We start from the raw sequence: 14581 nt of genomic DNA, 5'->3' as shown, positions 1-14581 counted from the left end.
GACCGGAGCCGCGTGCCGGACCCCGCGGGAGGAGACGCGCACGGGCGGCGCCGGATCCGTCGTGGTGACGGACCCGGCGCCGGCCTGTGGCGCAGGCGGCCTTGACCCCCGTCCAGGGCCGCCTCGTCCATGGGCCGCACGCCGTCAGGGACGGCGTGCTGCGCTGATCTCCCGTAGTTCGTCGAGGACGGCGTCGACCATCGGGTCGTGGTAGACGTCCGCGACGAGGGCCAGGTGTTCGTGCTCCTCGGCCGGATCAGCGCTGACGGTGATGACGACGCTGTCGGCGTGCGGTGCGGGTACGTGCCCGGTGACCTGGTTCTGCAGGCCGCGCCGGAGGGCGGCGGCCTCCACGACCGCGGCGAGGCGGCGCTCGTCGAGCGCGGCGCCGGTCGCCTTGCGGCGGGCGATGTCCAGGGCGGCGGGCTCGACGTGGCGGCGGATGCCGCGCTGGATGTCGCGGATCTCGGCCATCTGCCGGTTCGCCCGCCACTCCAGGTCGGCGAAGGGCCAGCGGCCCGTCATGCCCTGCCCGCTGAGGGTGACCTCGGGGGCGTGCGCGGTGACGGCCTGCCAGAGCGGCTGCAGCCGGCGGAGCCTGCGCCAGGCGGCGGCGCGGGGCCCGGCGGCGGGCAGCGAGAAGCCGAGCAGGACCAGCAGCGCGGCCACCGAAGCACTCATCGGGGCGACGCCGTTGGACAGCCAGTAGGCGTCGTGGCCGGCCCAGGTCAGCACGAACCCGGCGAGCTTGCACAGGCAGTAGAGCAGGCCGAGCCAGCAGCCCGCGGCCAGGGTCCGCAGGCCCTTGGCGAGCCAGCACGGGCCGAGCTGGGCGGCGTAGCGCGGGCAGAGCGCGCCGAGGCCGGCGAGGCTCGTGCCGAAGATGGCCAGGTACAGCACCAGGAAGGCGACGACGCCGGGCGCGTCGGCGTAGGCGGTGCTGAAGTCGCGGGGATGCTCCACGGCGTCGGGGCGGCCGACGGCGAAGCAGACGATGGCCGTGATCCAGGCGACGGCCACGACGGCGACGGCGACCCGGGAGCGGGCGGCGGCCCGGGCGCGGGCGACCGCGTCGCCGTGGCTGGTCCAGCGCAGCAGGAGGATCGTGGCGCCGGAGGCGAACAGGACCACCGCCGAGTAGAGGAAGACCATGGCCAGGTTGGCGACGCCGGTCAGCCGGTCGAAGGCGCGGTAGACGCTCGGCGCGGAGAACAGGAAGACGATGGGCACACCGGAGGTCATCAGGGCGGTCAGGCCCAGGTCGACGTTGCCGCGGTCGCGGAACCAGGCGCGGGCCTTGTAGGCGACGATGGCCCACGTGATCGCGCTGAAGGTCAGGTAGAGGGCGTCAAACACCGTCGCCCCCTCCGCCGTTCGCGCCGGCGTCGCCCGGTCCGGCGGCAGCGCCGTGCTCGCGGATCTGCCGGCGGACGTGCTGGAGAGCGGGGCCGAGGGAGGCGGCCAGCTCGGCGGCCGCGCCCTCCAGGCGGGCGTCCTGGCCGGGCGGCGGGGGCACGACCTTCTCCATGAGGAGGGTGCCGAGGATCTCGGTCTCGCGCTCGGTGAGGTTGTCGTAGCAGTGGTGGCGGGCGAGGCCCATGGTCAGGCCCATGCGGCGCATGGCGGTCGCCACGTCGACCGAGGGGGTCCACACCTTGAGGGCGTCCTCGGTGACGGCCGGGTCCTGGTCGTGGCCGAGGAGCAGGTGACCGATCTCGTGCAGCACGATGTGGACCTGGTGCCAGGGGGACGTCTTCTGCTCGTAGATGACCCAGTACGCGTCGTCGGTGGTCGCGGTCATGCCGGAGACGACGCCGTCGAGGCTCATGGGGACCAGGCGGATCGGGCGTCCGACGCGGCGCGCGACGACGTCGCACAGACCCTGGAGGTCGGTGGACGCGGGCAGCGCGAGCTCCTGGATGAGCTGCTTGCACCGGCGCCGTATGCGCCCCACTCGCATGCCTGCACCGTCCTCGTCCTCGGTACGCCGCCAGTACGTGAAGAGCCGGTCATCCGCCGTGACGGTCACGGGCGCTCCTCACCACCCGCGTCGGGCGGGTCGGACGGTAGGTTCATCTGCTGCCGGAACTGCGAGATGATGGTGGTCAGGCTGTCCTGCACCTCGGGCGGCAGGCCCACCGAGCGCAGGGCGATGGCCCGCACCCGCTGGTCCCGCATGGCGACCAGGAAGCGCACCTCCTCCTCCACGCGGGCGGCCTGCGAGTCCGAGAGGTCGCCCATCAGATAACCGACGGGCACCGCGAAGAACTTGGCCAGGGCGCGCAGCACGTCCGGGCTGGGGTTGGCGCGGCGGCCGTTGCGCAGCATCGACAGATACTGCTCGGTGAGGCCGGTCCCGCCGTACTCCGCGCCGTTGGTGATCTCGTCGGCGACGTGTCCGTTGGTGTAGGGCGCGCCGGGCGGGTGCATGTTCGCGAACAGGTAGTTGAGACGCGCCGCGAGCGTGCTGCGCGCGTCGCCTGCCGCCCCATCGCCCCCGACTGCCATCTGCTCCCGTCCTCACCGGCCGACGTTCCCCCACGGCACCTCACGGCCAGTTAAGCCGGAGGTGACTGCGAGAGGCATCCTGTCACGGCCTAGGCCTGTAGCACTAGTCCGTCCAGGGTTTCAGCTCGGTGACGGACTTAACCACGAGTTGATAGCCCGGTAAACGACCGGGCGCTTCCGGGGCGCGGGCGCCGAGCTCCCGGGTAAGGAAGCGCCGAAGCCGCCGGATGCATTCCACCGTAGGGCGGATGGGCGCCCGCACCGGCGCCGCTCCGGTGTGTCCCGCGCCGGTGTCCCACGTCCTTGTGAATCCTGTCGCGTCCTGGCCTGTTCACCCCGGTCCCGCCCGTAGGACGATGACACGCTCGCCACGAGGAGGTATCCGACCATGCTCAGACCTCACAGACCCCGCACCCTGCACGGCCTGGCCGCCGCACTGCTGTCGGGGGTGCTGGTCGTCGCCGCGGCCGGCACCGGCGCGGCCGCCGGGGGCGGGCCTCCGCGGCGTGCCGCGGCCGACGCCGACGCCTATTGGACACCGGAGCGCATGGCGGCCGCCCTGCCGGCCGGGCAGCGTGCGGAAAGGGCGGGAGCCGGTGCCGTGCCGCCCAGCCATCCGTTCGACGGGCTGCCGCAGGTGGGCACGTTCTTCTGGACGGACGGGAACAACACCGGCCGTTTCTGCGGCGGTACGGTCGTCCGCAGCCCGCACCGGAACCTGGCCGTGAGCGCGGCCCACTGCCTGCGCTCGCCGGATCCCAAGAAGCGGCTGACGTTCGTGCCCCAGTACCACGACGGTCTAAAGCCCCACGGAGTCTTCCCCGTGGAGGACATCTACATCGACCAGCGCTACTACGACCTGGGGACGGACCGCGGGGCGCGCTGGGACTACACGGTGCTGCGGCTCGGTGAGCGCGCGGACGGCGAGGACGTGCAGGACGCCGTCGGCGGGTTCGGCCTCGCGATCCGCCCGGGGTTCGCGCACCAGGACGTCCGGCTCATCGGCTATCCGGGCAGCAGCGACGCCAAGTACCCCAAGCCGCTGGACTGCTCCTCCTCCACGCACCGTTACACCAGCACCGACCCGAACGCCCCGGGCGACTTCCTGGAGATCGCCTGCGCGGGCTACGTCGGCGGCACGTCGGGCGGGCCGTTCCTCGTGCGCGACGAGGACGGGTACGAGGTCATCGGCGTGATCGGCGGCTATCACACCGGGGGCGACACCCCGGACATCTCGTACAGCTCGTACTTCACGCACGACCTGCTGGAGCTGTATCTGGACGCCGTGGACGGCGACCGGCCCGCGGGCCGGTGAGCGGGGCGCCTGCGTCCCCGCCCACCGGCCGCGCGGCGCGCTACTGCCCCGCGGGGCGGCGCGGGTGGCGGGTCAGGACGTAGCCGCCGATCGCCGCGAGCGCGCCGAGCACGGCGCCGCCGACGGTCCACGCCCAGCGGTCCGACCACCAGCTGCCGTTCCAGCCGTCCTCCGGCTCCTCCACGGCCGCGGCGTGCAGCGGGGCCACCTCGCCGCCTTCGGCGCGGGCGCCGCCCGCGTCCTTCGCCGTCGCCTCGACCTCCGCCTTCACGGGCAGGCCGTGGTCCCGGTCGGGGCCCTCGGTCAGCGTGAGGCGGATGTAGTAGGCGCCGGGCAGCGGGTCGTTCGCCCACCGCTCGGCCCACGGGCGGACGGTCCGCAGCGTGCAGGTCAGGGTCACCGAGGCGTCCTGCTCGGAGGCCCGCTTCGTGGGCTCGCCGGAGGCGCAGGCCTGGCGGCGGCGCAGCCCGTCGTAGACGTCGAGCTGCCAGACGGCGGAGCCGTGCCGCGCGGACGCCTCCGGCAGGTTGACGGTGGCCTTGACCTGCGGCTGCTGCCCGGCGCCGGCCGGGAACTGCCAGTAGAGGTAGTCGCCCGTGGAGGCGTCTGCCGTGGCCTTCTGCCCCTGCTTGAGGACGGTGGCCGTGCGGAAGCCCGTACCGGCCTCCGTGGGCGCGCCGTCCTCACCGGCCGAGGCGCTCGGGCTCGGGGAGGCGGCAGCGGCGGCGCCGGCCGAGGTGAACAGTGCGGCGGCGGCGAGCAGTCCGGCCGCGGCCGCGCGGGCCATAGAGAGGAGTCTCATCAGTTCGCCCTCCACACCGAGACGCGCCAGCGGGAGACCCAGCCCCACACCAGCCCTGCGATCAGCCCGGTCAGGGCCAGGACGCCCAGCAGCACCCAGCCCCGGCCGAGGCCGAAGGCGGCCAGGTCGGAGGGGTTGTCGGGGGCGTCGGCGAGGTCCACGGCCAGCTCGACGGGCAGGCCCGGGTCGCGCTTGACGTTCGCGGGGGCCGAGAAGGAGCTGGAGACCTCCAGGCAGACGGTCCGCGGCTCCTTGCCCTTCTCGTCCTCGTCCCCGGACTGCCCGTTGGGGTAGCGGAGGCCGGACGAGATGACGTCCGTGCGCCCGCTGCCGGCCTCGGCGCCGCGGACGAGCTCCTGGCCGCCCTCGCTCACGGCGCGCACCAGCACGCCGTAGTCCCGGTCGACGGCGCGGTCCGCGCCGATGCTCACGGAGGTGCGCAGCTCCTTGCCCGGCTTCACCTTGACGCGGTACCAGCGGTGCTCGGAGAACGTCTCGCGGTCGGTCCACAGGCCGGCGCCGATCTCGGGGGCCTTGGCGCACGCGTCCGCGCCCTGGACGGGCTTCGGGGTCTCGACGGGCGTCTCGGAGCGGCGCACGAGCTGCTTGATGCGGCCGGACAGCTCCTTGGTGTGGCGCACGGTGCTGTACGTGCCGCCGGTGGCCTCGGCGATGCAGCTGAGCTGCTCGCGCGTCTTGTCGTCCTGGGCCAGGCCCAGGGTGTCGATCGTCAGGTGCGTGCCCTTGGCCGCGAGTTCGCGGGCGACGTCGCACGGGTCGGGCTGGCCGCAGGAGTCCTCGCCGTCGGTGATGAGGACGATGCGGCGGGTGCCGCCGTCCGTGCCGAGGTCCTGGTCGGCGCCGCGCAGGGCGTAGCCGATGGGGGTCCAGCCGGTGGGCCGCAGCGTCGCGACGGCGGCCTTGGCTTCGGTGCGGTCGACGCGGCCGACGGGGTAGAGCTGCTTGCTGTCGCGGCAGCCGAGCTCCTTGTTGTCACCGCCGTAGTCCGCGCCGAGGGTGCGGATGCCGAGCCGCACGCCCTCCGGGACCGCGTCGATGACCTCGTTGAACGCCTGCTGCGCGGCCGCCATGCGGGTGCGGGTGCCGCCGTCCACGTCCTGGGCGCGCATCGAGCCGCTGACGTCCAGCACCAGCTCGACCTTCGGGGAGTCCTTCGGGGGGCCGTCGGCGGCGTTCGCCGGCGCGATCCCCCCGGCCAGGGCGGCGAGGAGGGCGCACGCGCCCGCTGCCAGCCGTTTTCTGATGATCATCCGAACGATCCTACTGACTGCCGGAGGCCGAAACGCCCGGGGACGGCTGCCGCGAGGGCCCGCCGTGCGGATCGCCGTGGTCCTGACCGCCGTTCAGCAGCCCCCGGCCGAGGAGGGCGGCGACGGCGAGCGCGAGCAGCGCCCCCCATATGGGGGGGGCGCCGATCGTGCCCGGGCTGTTCCTCCGCCGCGTACGACCGTTCGCCCATGGGGCAGGACTTCAGCCCTCCGCGCCCTCCGTGCCTTCCTCCAGGGAGCCCTCGGTCTCCAGGAAGACCTGCCGCAGCGCTTCGAGCGTCTCCGCGTCGGGCTTGGCCCACATGCCGCGGCTCTCCGCCTCCAGGAGGCGCTCGGAGATGCCGTGCAGGGCCCAGGGGTTCGCCTCCTGCAAGAAGGCGCGGTTCTCCGCGTCCAGGACGTAGGTCTGGGCGAGCTTGTCGTACATCCAGTCCGCGACGACGCCGGTCGTGGCGTCGTAGCCGAACAAGTAGTCCACGGTGGCGGCGAGTTCGAACGCGCCCTTGTAGCCGTGGCGGCGCATGGCCTCGATCCAGCGCGGGTTGACCACGCGGGCGCGGAAGACGCGGGACGTCTCCTCGACGAGGGTGCGGGTGCGGATCGTCTCCGGGCGGGTGGAGTCGCCGATGTACGCCTCGGGGGCCTTGCCCCGCAGCGCCTTGACCGTGGCGACCATGCCGCCGTGGTACTGGAAGTAGTCGTCGGAGTCGGCGATGTCGTGCTCGCGGGTGTCCGTGTTCTTGGCCGCGACCGCGATGCGCTTGTACGCCGTCTCCATCTCCTCCCGGGCCGGGCGGCCTTCGAGGCCGCGGCCGTAGGCGTAGCCGCCCCACACCGTGTAGACCTCGGCGAGGTCGGCGTCGGTGCGCCAGTCGCGGCTGTCGATCAGCTGGAGCAGGCCGGCGCCGTACGTGCCCGGACGGGAGCCGAAGATGCGGGTGGTGGCGCGGCGTTCGTCGCCGTGCGCGGCGAGGTCGGCCTGGGCGTGGGCGCGGACGTAGTTCTGCTCGGCGGGTTCGTCGAGCGAGGCCACCAGGCGTACGGCGTCGTCGAGGAGGCCGATCACGTGCGGGAACGCGTCGCGGAAGAAGCCGCTGATGCGGAGGGTGACGTCGATGCGGGGGCGGCCGAGCTCTTCGAGAATGACGGGTTCGAGTCCCGTCACGCGCCGCGACGCCTCGTCCCAGACCGGGCGCACGCCCAGCAGGGCCAGGGCCTCGGCGACGTCGTCGCCCGCCGTACGCATCGCGCTCGTGCCCCACAGGGACAGGCCGACCGACTGCGGCCACTCGCCGTTGTCGGTGCGGTAGCGCTCCAGGAGGGAGTCCGCGAGCGCCTGACCGGTCTCCCACGCGAGGCGGCTGGGGACGGCCTTGGGGTCTACGGAGTAGAAGTTGCGGCCGGTCGGGAGGACGTTGACGAGACCGCGGAGGGGTGAGCCGGACGGGCCCGCCGGCACGAAGCGGCCTTCCAGTGCCTTGACGGCGTTGTCCAGCTCGGCTGTGGTGCCTGCCAGGCGGGGAACGACTTCGCGGGCCGCGAAGTCCAGGATGGCGGCGACCGGTTCTCCGTGGCCGGCGGCCACGGCAGGAACAGCCGCAAGGTCCCAGTCCGCGGCCTCCATCGCCTCTACCAGCGCCCGCGCCGCCGCCTCCGCCTCGTCCGCCGTCGTCCGCGTCGCCGCCGACTCGTCCAGGCCCAGCGCCTCGCGCAGGCCCGGCAGGGCGGACTTGCCGCCCCAGATCTGGCGGGCGCGCAGGATCGACAGCACGAGGTTCACCCGCGCCTCACCCGTGGGCGCGCCGCCGAGGACGTGCAGGCCGTCACGGATCTGCGCGTCCTTGACCTCGCACAGCCAGCCGTCGACGTGCAGCAGGAAGTCGTCGAAGCCGTCGTCGTCCGGGCGCTCGTCCATGCCCAGGTCGTGGTCGAGCTTGGCGGCCTGGATGAGGGTCCAGATCTGGGCGCGGATCGCGGGCAGCTTGGCCGGGTCCATGGCGGCGATCTGCGCGTACTCGTCGAGGAGCTGTTCGAGGCGCGTGATGTCGCCGTACGACTCGGCGCGGGCCATCGGCGGCACGAGGTGGTCGACGAGCGTGGCGTGGGCGCGGCGCTTGGCCTGGGTGCCCTCGCCGGGGTCGTTGACGAGGAAGGGGTAGACGAGCGGGAGGTCGCCGAGCGCGGCGTCGGGGCCGCAGGCGGCGGACAGGCCGGCGTTCTTGCCGGGCAGCCACTCCAGGTTGCCGTGCTTGCCGAGGTGCACCATGGCGTCGGCGCCGAAGCCGCCGTCCTCGCGGGCGGCCGCGATCCAGCGGTACGCGGCGAGGTAGTGGTGCGAGGGCGGCAGGTCGGGGTCGTGGTAGATGGCGATGGGGTTCTCGCCGAAGCCGCGCGGCGGCTGGATGAGGATCAGCAGGTTGCCGCGGCGCAGGGCCGCGAGGACGATGTCGCCCTCGGGGTTGCGGCTGCGGTCGAGGAACATCTCGCCGGGTGCCGGGCCCCAGTGCTCCTCGACGGACGCGCGCAGCTCCTGCGGAAGTTGTGCGTACCAGCGCTTGTAGTCGGCGGCCGGGATGCGGACGGGGTTGCGGGCGAGCTGCTCCTCGGTGAGCCAGTCCTGGTCGTGGCCGCCGGCGTCGATGAGGGCGTAGATGAGCTCGTCGCCGTCGCCGGACGCCAGGCCGGGAACCTCTTCCGTGCCGAAGTCGTAGCCCTCCTCGCGCAGCCGGCGCAGGAGCGCGACGGCGCTGGCGGGGGTGTCGAGGCCGACGGCGTTGCCGATGCGGGAGTGCTTCGTGGGGTACGCGGAGAGGACGAGCGCGATCCGCTTCTCGGCGGCGGGGACGTGGCGCAGCCGGGCGTGACGGACGGCGATGCCGGCGACGCGGGCCGCTCGCTCGGGGTCGGCGACGTAGGCGGGCAGGCCGTCCTCGTCGACCTCCTTGAAGGAGAACGGGACGGTGATGATGCGGCCGTCGAACTCGGGCACGGCGACCTGGGTGGCGGCGTCGAGCGGCGAGAGGCCCTCGTCGTTCTCCTCCCAGGCGCTGCGCGGGCCGGTCAGGCACAGGGCCTGGAGGATCGGCACGTCGAGGGCGGCGAGGGCGCCGGCGTCCCACGACTCGTCGTCGCCGCCGGCGGAGGCCTCGGCGGGCTTGGTGCCGCCCGCGGCGAGCACGGTGGTGACGACGGCGTCGGCGCCGCGCAGGGCGTCGATGAGCTCGGGCTCGGGGGCGCGCAGGGAGGCCACGTACAGCGGCAGGGCGCGGCCTCCGGCGTCCTCGACGGCGCCGCACAGGGCCTCGACGAAGGCGGTGTTGCCGCTCATGTGGTGGGCGCGGTAGTAGAGCACCGCGATGAGCGGGCCGCTCGCGCCGGGCCGGGGGGTGCGCTCCAGCTCGCCCCAGGCGGGGGCGGGGGCGGGGGGCTCGAAGCCGTGGCCGGTGAGGAGCACGGTGTCGGAGAGGAAGCGGGCGAGCTGTTCGAGGTTGGCCGGGCCGCCGTGGGCGAGGTAGGCGTGGGCCTCGGCGGCGATGCCGACGGGGACGGTGGAGGCCTCCATCAGCTGGGCGTCGGGCGCCTGTTCGCCGGTCAGGACGACGACGGGACGGTCGCCGGCGAGCAGCAGGTCCAGGCCCTCCTGCCAGGCGCGGATGCCGCCGAGGAGGCGGACGACGACGAGGTCGGTGCCCTCCAGGAGCTCCGGGAGGTCGTCGAGGGCGAGCCGGGCGGGGTTGGCGAGCCGGTACGGGACCGGGGCCTCATGAGCAGCAGCCGCGCGGGCGCTGAGCAGGTCGGTGTCGGACGTCGACAGGAGAAGGATCACGCGGCGCTCCCCAGGGCATCGTGGGTCGCCCGGGGTGCCCGGCACCGGAATGTGCGCATGCGGCGGCAAGCCTTCCTCGGGGTCCGCGCCCCGGGCGGTTGGAGGACGGCGGGAGTTCCTGACTCGCCCGGCGGACTGCCGGGCTCACAGTGGCGGGACCGTGCCGGAGTCTCACCGGCTTCCTCCCCTGTCGCCGTCGCTGGCGTTTGGCGGAGCGGTGCTCGCGAAGCGGGCACTGTTCCACCGTTGAGCATAGTAAAGCCCAGGCAGACAGCGGTACGGGAGTGTTCGGGGCGTGCGGTACGGGGCCGTGCGCCGGTCAGGGGCGTCGGTATGCTCGCCGCCATGTCCACCACCCCCGCACCTCCCCCGGACCGGGCCGCCCCCGGTGCCGGCGCACCCTCGGCGGGGCCCGTCCGCGAGCGGGGCGACGCCTGCCCCGGCGCGCTGCGCCTGCACGCCGCGGACGACGGTGCGCTGGCCCGGATCCGGCTGCCCGGCGGCTTGCTGACGACCCATCAGGCGATGGAGCTGGCCCGGATCTCGGAGGATTTCGGGGACGGGCACCTCGACCTCACCTCGCGCGGCAACGTCCAGTTGCGAGGCCTCGCCGAAGGCTGCGGGGGCACGGTCGCCGGGCGGCTGCGGGAGTACGGAATGCTGCCGTCGGACCGGCACGACCGGATCCGCAACGTGGCGGCTTCGCCGCTGTGCGGCCTGGACGGCCTTCCTCTTGATCTTGATTCCGCTTCCGGCCCGGAAGGGACGCCGGCCGATGTCCAGGCGTGGGCCCGTGAGCTGGATGAACTGCTCTGCGCCGACGACTCCGCCGGAGACCTCACCGGCCTCTCCGGCCGGTTCCTCTTCGGGCTGGACGACGGGCGCGGCGACATCGTGGCCCTCCGGCCCGATGTGACATTGATCGCAAGCGGTCCCGGGCGGGCCGGCCTGTATTTCGGCACTTCAGGCCCCGGCCTGGGCGTCGCCGCCGCGGACGCCCCGCGCGCGGCCGTGCTGGCGGCGGCCGAGTTCCTGGCGGCGCGGGAGGCCTGCGGCAGTACGGCGTGGCGCGTACGGGAGCTGCCCGCCGGGCGGCGTCCGGCCGCCGGCGGGCTCGCGGAGCGGCTCGCGGCGGCGGGCATCGGCTGTGCGCCGCTCCCCTCTTCCCTCCGGCTTCCTCTCGGCGAGCCGCCCGCACCGGGCGTGGTCACCGGCCCGGACGGGCTCTGCGCCTTGTCGGTGACGGCGCCGCTGGGGCGGCTGACCAGCGCTCAGTGGCGGGTCGTCGGCGAAATGGCCGCGCAGGAAGGGCACGGGGAGATCCGTGTGACCCCGTGGCGCGGCCTTGTCGTCCCCGGCATCCCGGCGGCGAAGGCGCCCAGGCTGCCGGCCGTGCTCGCGCGCGCCGGGCTCGTCACCTCCGCGGACTCCGCCTGGCACCGCGCGGGCGCGTGCGCCGGGCGCCCCGGATGCGCCAAGTCCCTCGCCGACGTGCGGGCGGACGCGGCGGACTGCCTCGCGGGCGGGCAGCCTGCCGGTGCGGCGGCGCTCCCGGTGTACTGGTCCGGGTGCGAGCGGCGCTGCGGGCACCCCGGGGGCGGCCCGTGGGTCGACGTCCTGGCTACGGGCGACGGATACCAAGTGACGGTGCGGGACCGGAGTGACGAGACCGGTGGCCGGCAGGACGCCGCGCCCCGGACGGTGACGACAGCAGGGCTCGCCGGCGCGGTGGCGGCGGCACGTACCACGACATGAACGACGACAACGAGGCCACAGTGTTCGACTACGACAAGGACGGCGCGTCCATCTACCGCCAGTCCTTCGCCACCATCCGCGCCGAGGCGGACCTCGGCGGGCTGCCGCCCGACGTGGGCCGGGTCGCGGTGCGCATGATCCACGCCTGCGGGATGACGGACCTGGTCAAGGACCTCGCCTACTCCCCCGGCGTGGTCGCGAAGGCGCGCGCGGCGCTGCTCTCCGGGGCGCCGATCCTGTGCGACGCGAACATGGTCGCCAGCGGCGTCACCCGCAAGCGCCTGCCGGCGGACAACGAGGTGCTGTGCACCCTCGCCGACCCGGTGGTGCCCGAGCTGGCGCAGCGCATGGGCACGACCCGCAGCGCCGCGGCCCTGGAGCTGTGGCGCGACAAGCTCGACGGCGCCGTCGTGGCCGTCGGCAACGCCCCCACCGCGCTCTTCCGGCTGCTGGAGATGGTCGCCGAAGGCGCACCGCGGCCGGCCGCCGTGCTCGGCGTACCGGTCGGCTTCATCGGCGCCGCCGAGTCCAAGGACGCCCTGGCCGGCAGCCCGCTGGGGCTGGAGTACCTGGTGGTGCGGGGGCGGCGCGGCGGCAGCGCCATGGCCGCCGCCGCGATCAACGCGATAGCGAGCGAGGAAGAGTGAGCGAGCAGCAACCGCAGACCACGGACCGGACCACGGGCCGGCTGTACGGGGTGGGGCTCGGTCCCGGCGACCCGTCGCTGATGACCGTACGGGCCGTCGAGGTCATCGCGGCGGCCGACGTCGTCGCGTACCACAGTGCCCGGCACGGCCGCTCCATCGCGCGCTCCATCGCCGAGCGCCACCTGCGCCCCGAGCACATCGAGGAACGCCTGGTCTACCCGGTCACGACCGAGACCACGGACCACCCCGGCGGCTACCGGGGCGCGATGGAGGAGTTCTACGAGGAGGCCGCGGAGCGGCTCGCCGCACACCTGGACGCCGGGCGCACGGTGGCCGTCCTCGCGGAGGGCGACCCGCTCTTCTACAGCTCCTACATGCACATGCACAAGCGCCTCGCGGACCGGTACCCCACCGAGGTGATCCCGGGCGTCACGTCCGTGAGCGCGGCGGCCGCCCGGCTCGGCGAGCCCCTCGTCGAGGGCGAGGAGGTCCTGACGATCCTGCCGGGCACCCTGCCCGAGGAGGAGCTCACGGCACGGCTCGCCGCCACGGACTCGGCCGTCGTCATGAAGCTCGGCCGGACCTTCCCGGCGGTGCGGGGCGCGCTGGAGCGGTCCGGGCGGCTCGCGGACGCGCGGTACGTCGAGCGCGCGACGATGAGCGGCGAGCGGACGGGGCGGCTGGCGGACGTCGACCCGTCGTCCGTGCCGTACTTCTCGGTGGCCGTGCTGCCGAGCCGCGTGGACGCCTCGCCCGGCGCGGAGCGGGGCGAGGTCGTGGTCGTCGGGCTCGGCCCGGCCGGCCCGCTGTGGCTCACCCCCGAGGCGCGCGGCGAGCTCGCGGCCGCGCAGGACGTCGTCGGCTACAGCACCTACGTGGACCGGGTGCCGGCCCGGCCCGGCCAGCGCCGCCACGCGTCCGACAACAAGGTGGAGTCGGAGCGGGCCGAGTTCGCGCTGGACCTGGCGCGGCAGGGGCGGCGCGTCGCCGTCGTCTCGTCGGGCGACCCCGGCGTCTTCGCCATGGCCACGGCGGTCCTGGAGGTCGCCTCGGAAGGCCCGTACCTCGACATTCCGGTACGGGTGGTGCCCGGCATGACGGCCGCCCACGCGGCCGCCTCCCGCGCGGGGGCCCCGCTGGGCCACGACTACGCGGTCGTCTCGCTGTCGGACCGGCTCAAGCCGTGGGAGGTCATCGCGGAGCGGCTGCGGTCCGCGGCCTCCGCGGACCTGGTGCTCGCCCTGTACAACCCCGGCTCCCGCAGCCGCGTCTGGCAGGTCGGCAAGGCCCGCGACCTGCTCCTGGAATTCCGCGCCCCGAGCACGCCCGTGGTCCTGGGCCGCGACGTGGGCGGCCCGGAGGAGAGCGTCCGCATCGTCCCCCTCGGCGAACTCGACCCGGACGAGGTCGACATGCGCACGATCCTCCTGGTCGGCTCGACCCAGACGCGAGTGGCCCGCCGCACGGCGGACGGCTCTCCCGAGCAGATCGTCTGGACGCCGCGGAGGTATCCGGAGGGGTGACGCGGACGACGGCCGGCCCGGCCCCGCCGGGCCACGCCGTCGTGGCCGGCCGCCGCCGCGGGCCCGTTCAGGCGGTGGGGAAGCGCCGGCGCAGCCACTCTCCGGCCTCGGCCGGGTCCGCTGCCGTCGGGACGCCCTCCGGGGCCGGGGGGCGGCGGACGACCACGACCGGGATGCCCGCCTCGCGGGCCGCGGTCAGTTTGGCCGACGTGGCCGCCGCCCCGCTGTCCTTCGTCACGAGGACGTCGACCCGGTGGCGGCGCAGCAGTTCCCGCTCGCCGTCGAGCGTGAACGGGCCGCGGTCCAGGAGGACTTCCATACGGGGCGGAGCCGGCGGCTCAGGGGCGTCCACGGAGCGGACGAGGAACCACATATCCTCGAGGTGCGCGAAGGCCGCCAGGCCCATCCGGCCCGTGGTCAGGAACGCGCGCTCCCCCAGCGCGGGCAGCAGTCCGGCGGCCTCCGCCAGGGAGGCGACCGGGTGCCAGCGGTCGCCCGGGCCCGGCTCCCAGCCGGGACGGCGCACGGCCAGCAGGGGAACGCGGGCGGCCGCGGCGGCCTCCGCCGCGTTGAAACTGATCGTGCCGGCGAAAGGATGGGTGGCGTCGATGAGCGCGTCCACCTGCTGCTCGCGCAGCCACCGGGCGAGGCCGCTCGGGCCTCCGAACCCCCCGATACGGACGTCACCGGCCGGCAGCCGGGGCTGCGCCACGCGCCCCGCGAGGGACGTCGTCACCCGGAAGCCGGGGTCCTCGGCGAGCTCGCCCGCGAGCCTGCGCGCCTCCGTCGTGCCGCCCAGGATCAGGATGTGGCGGCGGTCGCTCACGTCGTGCCTTTCTGTTCGGGGCCGGTCTGTTCGGGCCTGGCCTGTTCGGATCTGGCCTGTTCGGATCTGGCCTGTTCGGATCTGGCCTGT

Annotated in this window: 11 protein-coding genes and 1 riboswitch; of the genes, 4 read left to right on the top strand and 7 right to left on the bottom strand. The window is 74.4% G+C overall.

The window, feature by feature from the left end; genetic code table 11:
• Positions 1–144: 144 nt before the first annotated feature.
• Genes PS271_RS26060 through PS271_RS26050 form a run of 3 tightly spaced genes read right to left on the bottom strand, consistent with a single transcriptional unit; the run spans position 145 to position 2508 of the window.
• The gene (locus PS271_RS26060; RefSeq protein ID WP_398385109.1) at positions 145–1356 is read right to left on the bottom strand and encodes an MAB_1171c family putative transporter; all 1212 of its coding nucleotides are present in this window, start codon (positions 1354–1356) and stop codon (positions 145–147) included.
• Positions 1349–2029, bottom strand: a complete 681-nt coding sequence (locus PS271_RS26055) for a hypothetical protein (RefSeq protein WP_398385107.1) — start codon at positions 2027–2029, stop codon at positions 1349–1351. The genes PS271_RS26060 and PS271_RS26055 overlap by 8 nt, the downstream gene beginning before the upstream one ends.
• Positions 2026–2508, bottom strand: a complete 483-nt coding sequence (locus PS271_RS26050; RefSeq protein WP_120758098.1) for a helix-turn-helix domain-containing protein — start codon at positions 2506–2508, stop codon at positions 2026–2028. The genes PS271_RS26055 and PS271_RS26050 overlap by 4 nt, the downstream gene beginning before the upstream one ends.
• A 388-nt stretch (positions 2509–2896) precedes the next feature.
• Between PS271_RS26050 and PS271_RS26045 the strand changes: the two genes are divergently transcribed.
• The gene (locus PS271_RS26045) at positions 2897–3823 is read left to right on the top strand and encodes a trypsin-like serine peptidase (protein ID WP_398385106.1); all 927 of its coding nucleotides are present in this window, start codon (positions 2897–2899) and stop codon (positions 3821–3823) included.
• A 40-nt stretch (positions 3824–3863) separates the two neighbouring features.
• On the opposite strand, the gene PS271_RS26040 is transcribed toward PS271_RS26045, so the two are convergent.
• The 3 genes from PS271_RS26040 to cobN form a co-directional block, all read right to left on the bottom strand.
• Positions 3864–4625 (bottom strand): hypothetical protein, encoded by a 762-nt coding sequence (locus tag PS271_RS26040; RefSeq protein ID WP_398385105.1) that lies wholly within the window; start codon positions 4623–4625, stop codon positions 3864–3866.
• Positions 4625–5896 (bottom strand): VWA domain-containing protein, encoded by a 1272-nt coding sequence (locus PS271_RS26035; RefSeq protein ID WP_398385104.1) that lies wholly within the window; start codon positions 5894–5896, stop codon positions 4625–4627. Before PS271_RS26035 ends, PS271_RS26040 begins: the two co-directional genes overlap by 1 nt.
• A gap of 220 nt (positions 5897–6116) precedes the next feature.
• Complete coding sequence (gene cobN / locus PS271_RS26030) at positions 6117–9740, bottom strand: cobaltochelatase subunit CobN (RefSeq protein WP_398385103.1); 3624 nt, start codon at positions 9738–9740, stop codon at positions 6117–6119.
• Between the two features lie 112 nt (positions 9741–9852).
• A riboswitch (cobalamin riboswitch) is annotated at positions 9853–9925 on the bottom strand.
• A gap of 160 nt (positions 9926–10085) precedes the next feature.
• On the opposite strand from cobN, the gene PS271_RS26025 reads away from it, so the two are divergent.
• The 3 genes from PS271_RS26025 to PS271_RS26015 are packed head-to-tail and all read left to right on the top strand — an operon-like array spanning position 10086 to position 13665.
• Entirely contained in the window at positions 10086–11495 is a 1410-nt protein-coding gene (locus PS271_RS26025; RefSeq protein ID WP_398385101.1) for a ferredoxin-like domain-containing protein, read from the top strand.
• Complete coding sequence (locus PS271_RS26020) at positions 11492–12142, top strand: precorrin-8X methylmutase (RefSeq protein WP_398385100.1); 651 nt, start codon at positions 11492–11494, stop codon at positions 12140–12142. The genes PS271_RS26025 and PS271_RS26020 overlap by 4 nt, the downstream gene beginning before the upstream one ends.
• Entirely contained in the window at positions 12139–13665 is a 1527-nt protein-coding gene (locus PS271_RS26015; protein ID WP_398385098.1) for a precorrin-2 C(20)-methyltransferase, read from the top strand. The genes PS271_RS26020 and PS271_RS26015 overlap by 4 nt, the downstream gene beginning before the upstream one ends.
• Positions 13666–13732: 67 nt before the next feature.
• Here PS271_RS26015 and PS271_RS26010 read toward each other — a convergent pair whose 3' ends face one another.
• A complete protein-coding gene (locus PS271_RS26010) occupies positions 13733–14491 on the bottom strand; it encodes a cobalt-precorrin-6A reductase (protein WP_398385097.1) in 759 nt (252 codons plus the stop codon).
• Positions 14492–14581 lie beyond the last annotated feature (90 nt).

This window comes from Streptomyces sp. SCA2-17, from assembly GCF_044336695.1.
This window is presented reverse-complemented; position numbering and strand designations above follow the sequence as displayed.

Coding starts and splice junctions, on each gene's coding strand:
- PS271_RS26045 (WP_398385106.1), top strand. CDS start 2,897: ATGCTCAGACCTCACAGACCCCGCACCCTGCACGGCCTGGCCGCCGCA.
- PS271_RS26050 (WP_120758098.1), bottom strand. CDS start 2,508: ATGGCAGTCGGGGGCGATGGGGCGGCAGGCGACGCGCGCAGCACGCTC.
- PS271_RS26020 (WP_398385100.1), top strand. CDS start 11,492: ATGAACGACGACAACGAGGCCACAGTGTTCGACTACGACAAGGACGGC.
- PS271_RS26040 (WP_398385105.1), bottom strand. CDS start 4,625: ATGAGACTCCTCTCTATGGCCCGCGCGGCCGCGGCCGGACTGCTCGCC.
- PS271_RS26035 (WP_398385104.1), bottom strand. CDS start 5,896: ATGATCATCAGAAAACGGCTGGCAGCGGGCGCGTGCGCCCTCCTCGCC.
- PS271_RS26025 (WP_398385101.1), top strand. CDS start 10,086: ATGTCCACCACCCCCGCACCTCCCCCGGACCGGGCCGCCCCCGGTGCC.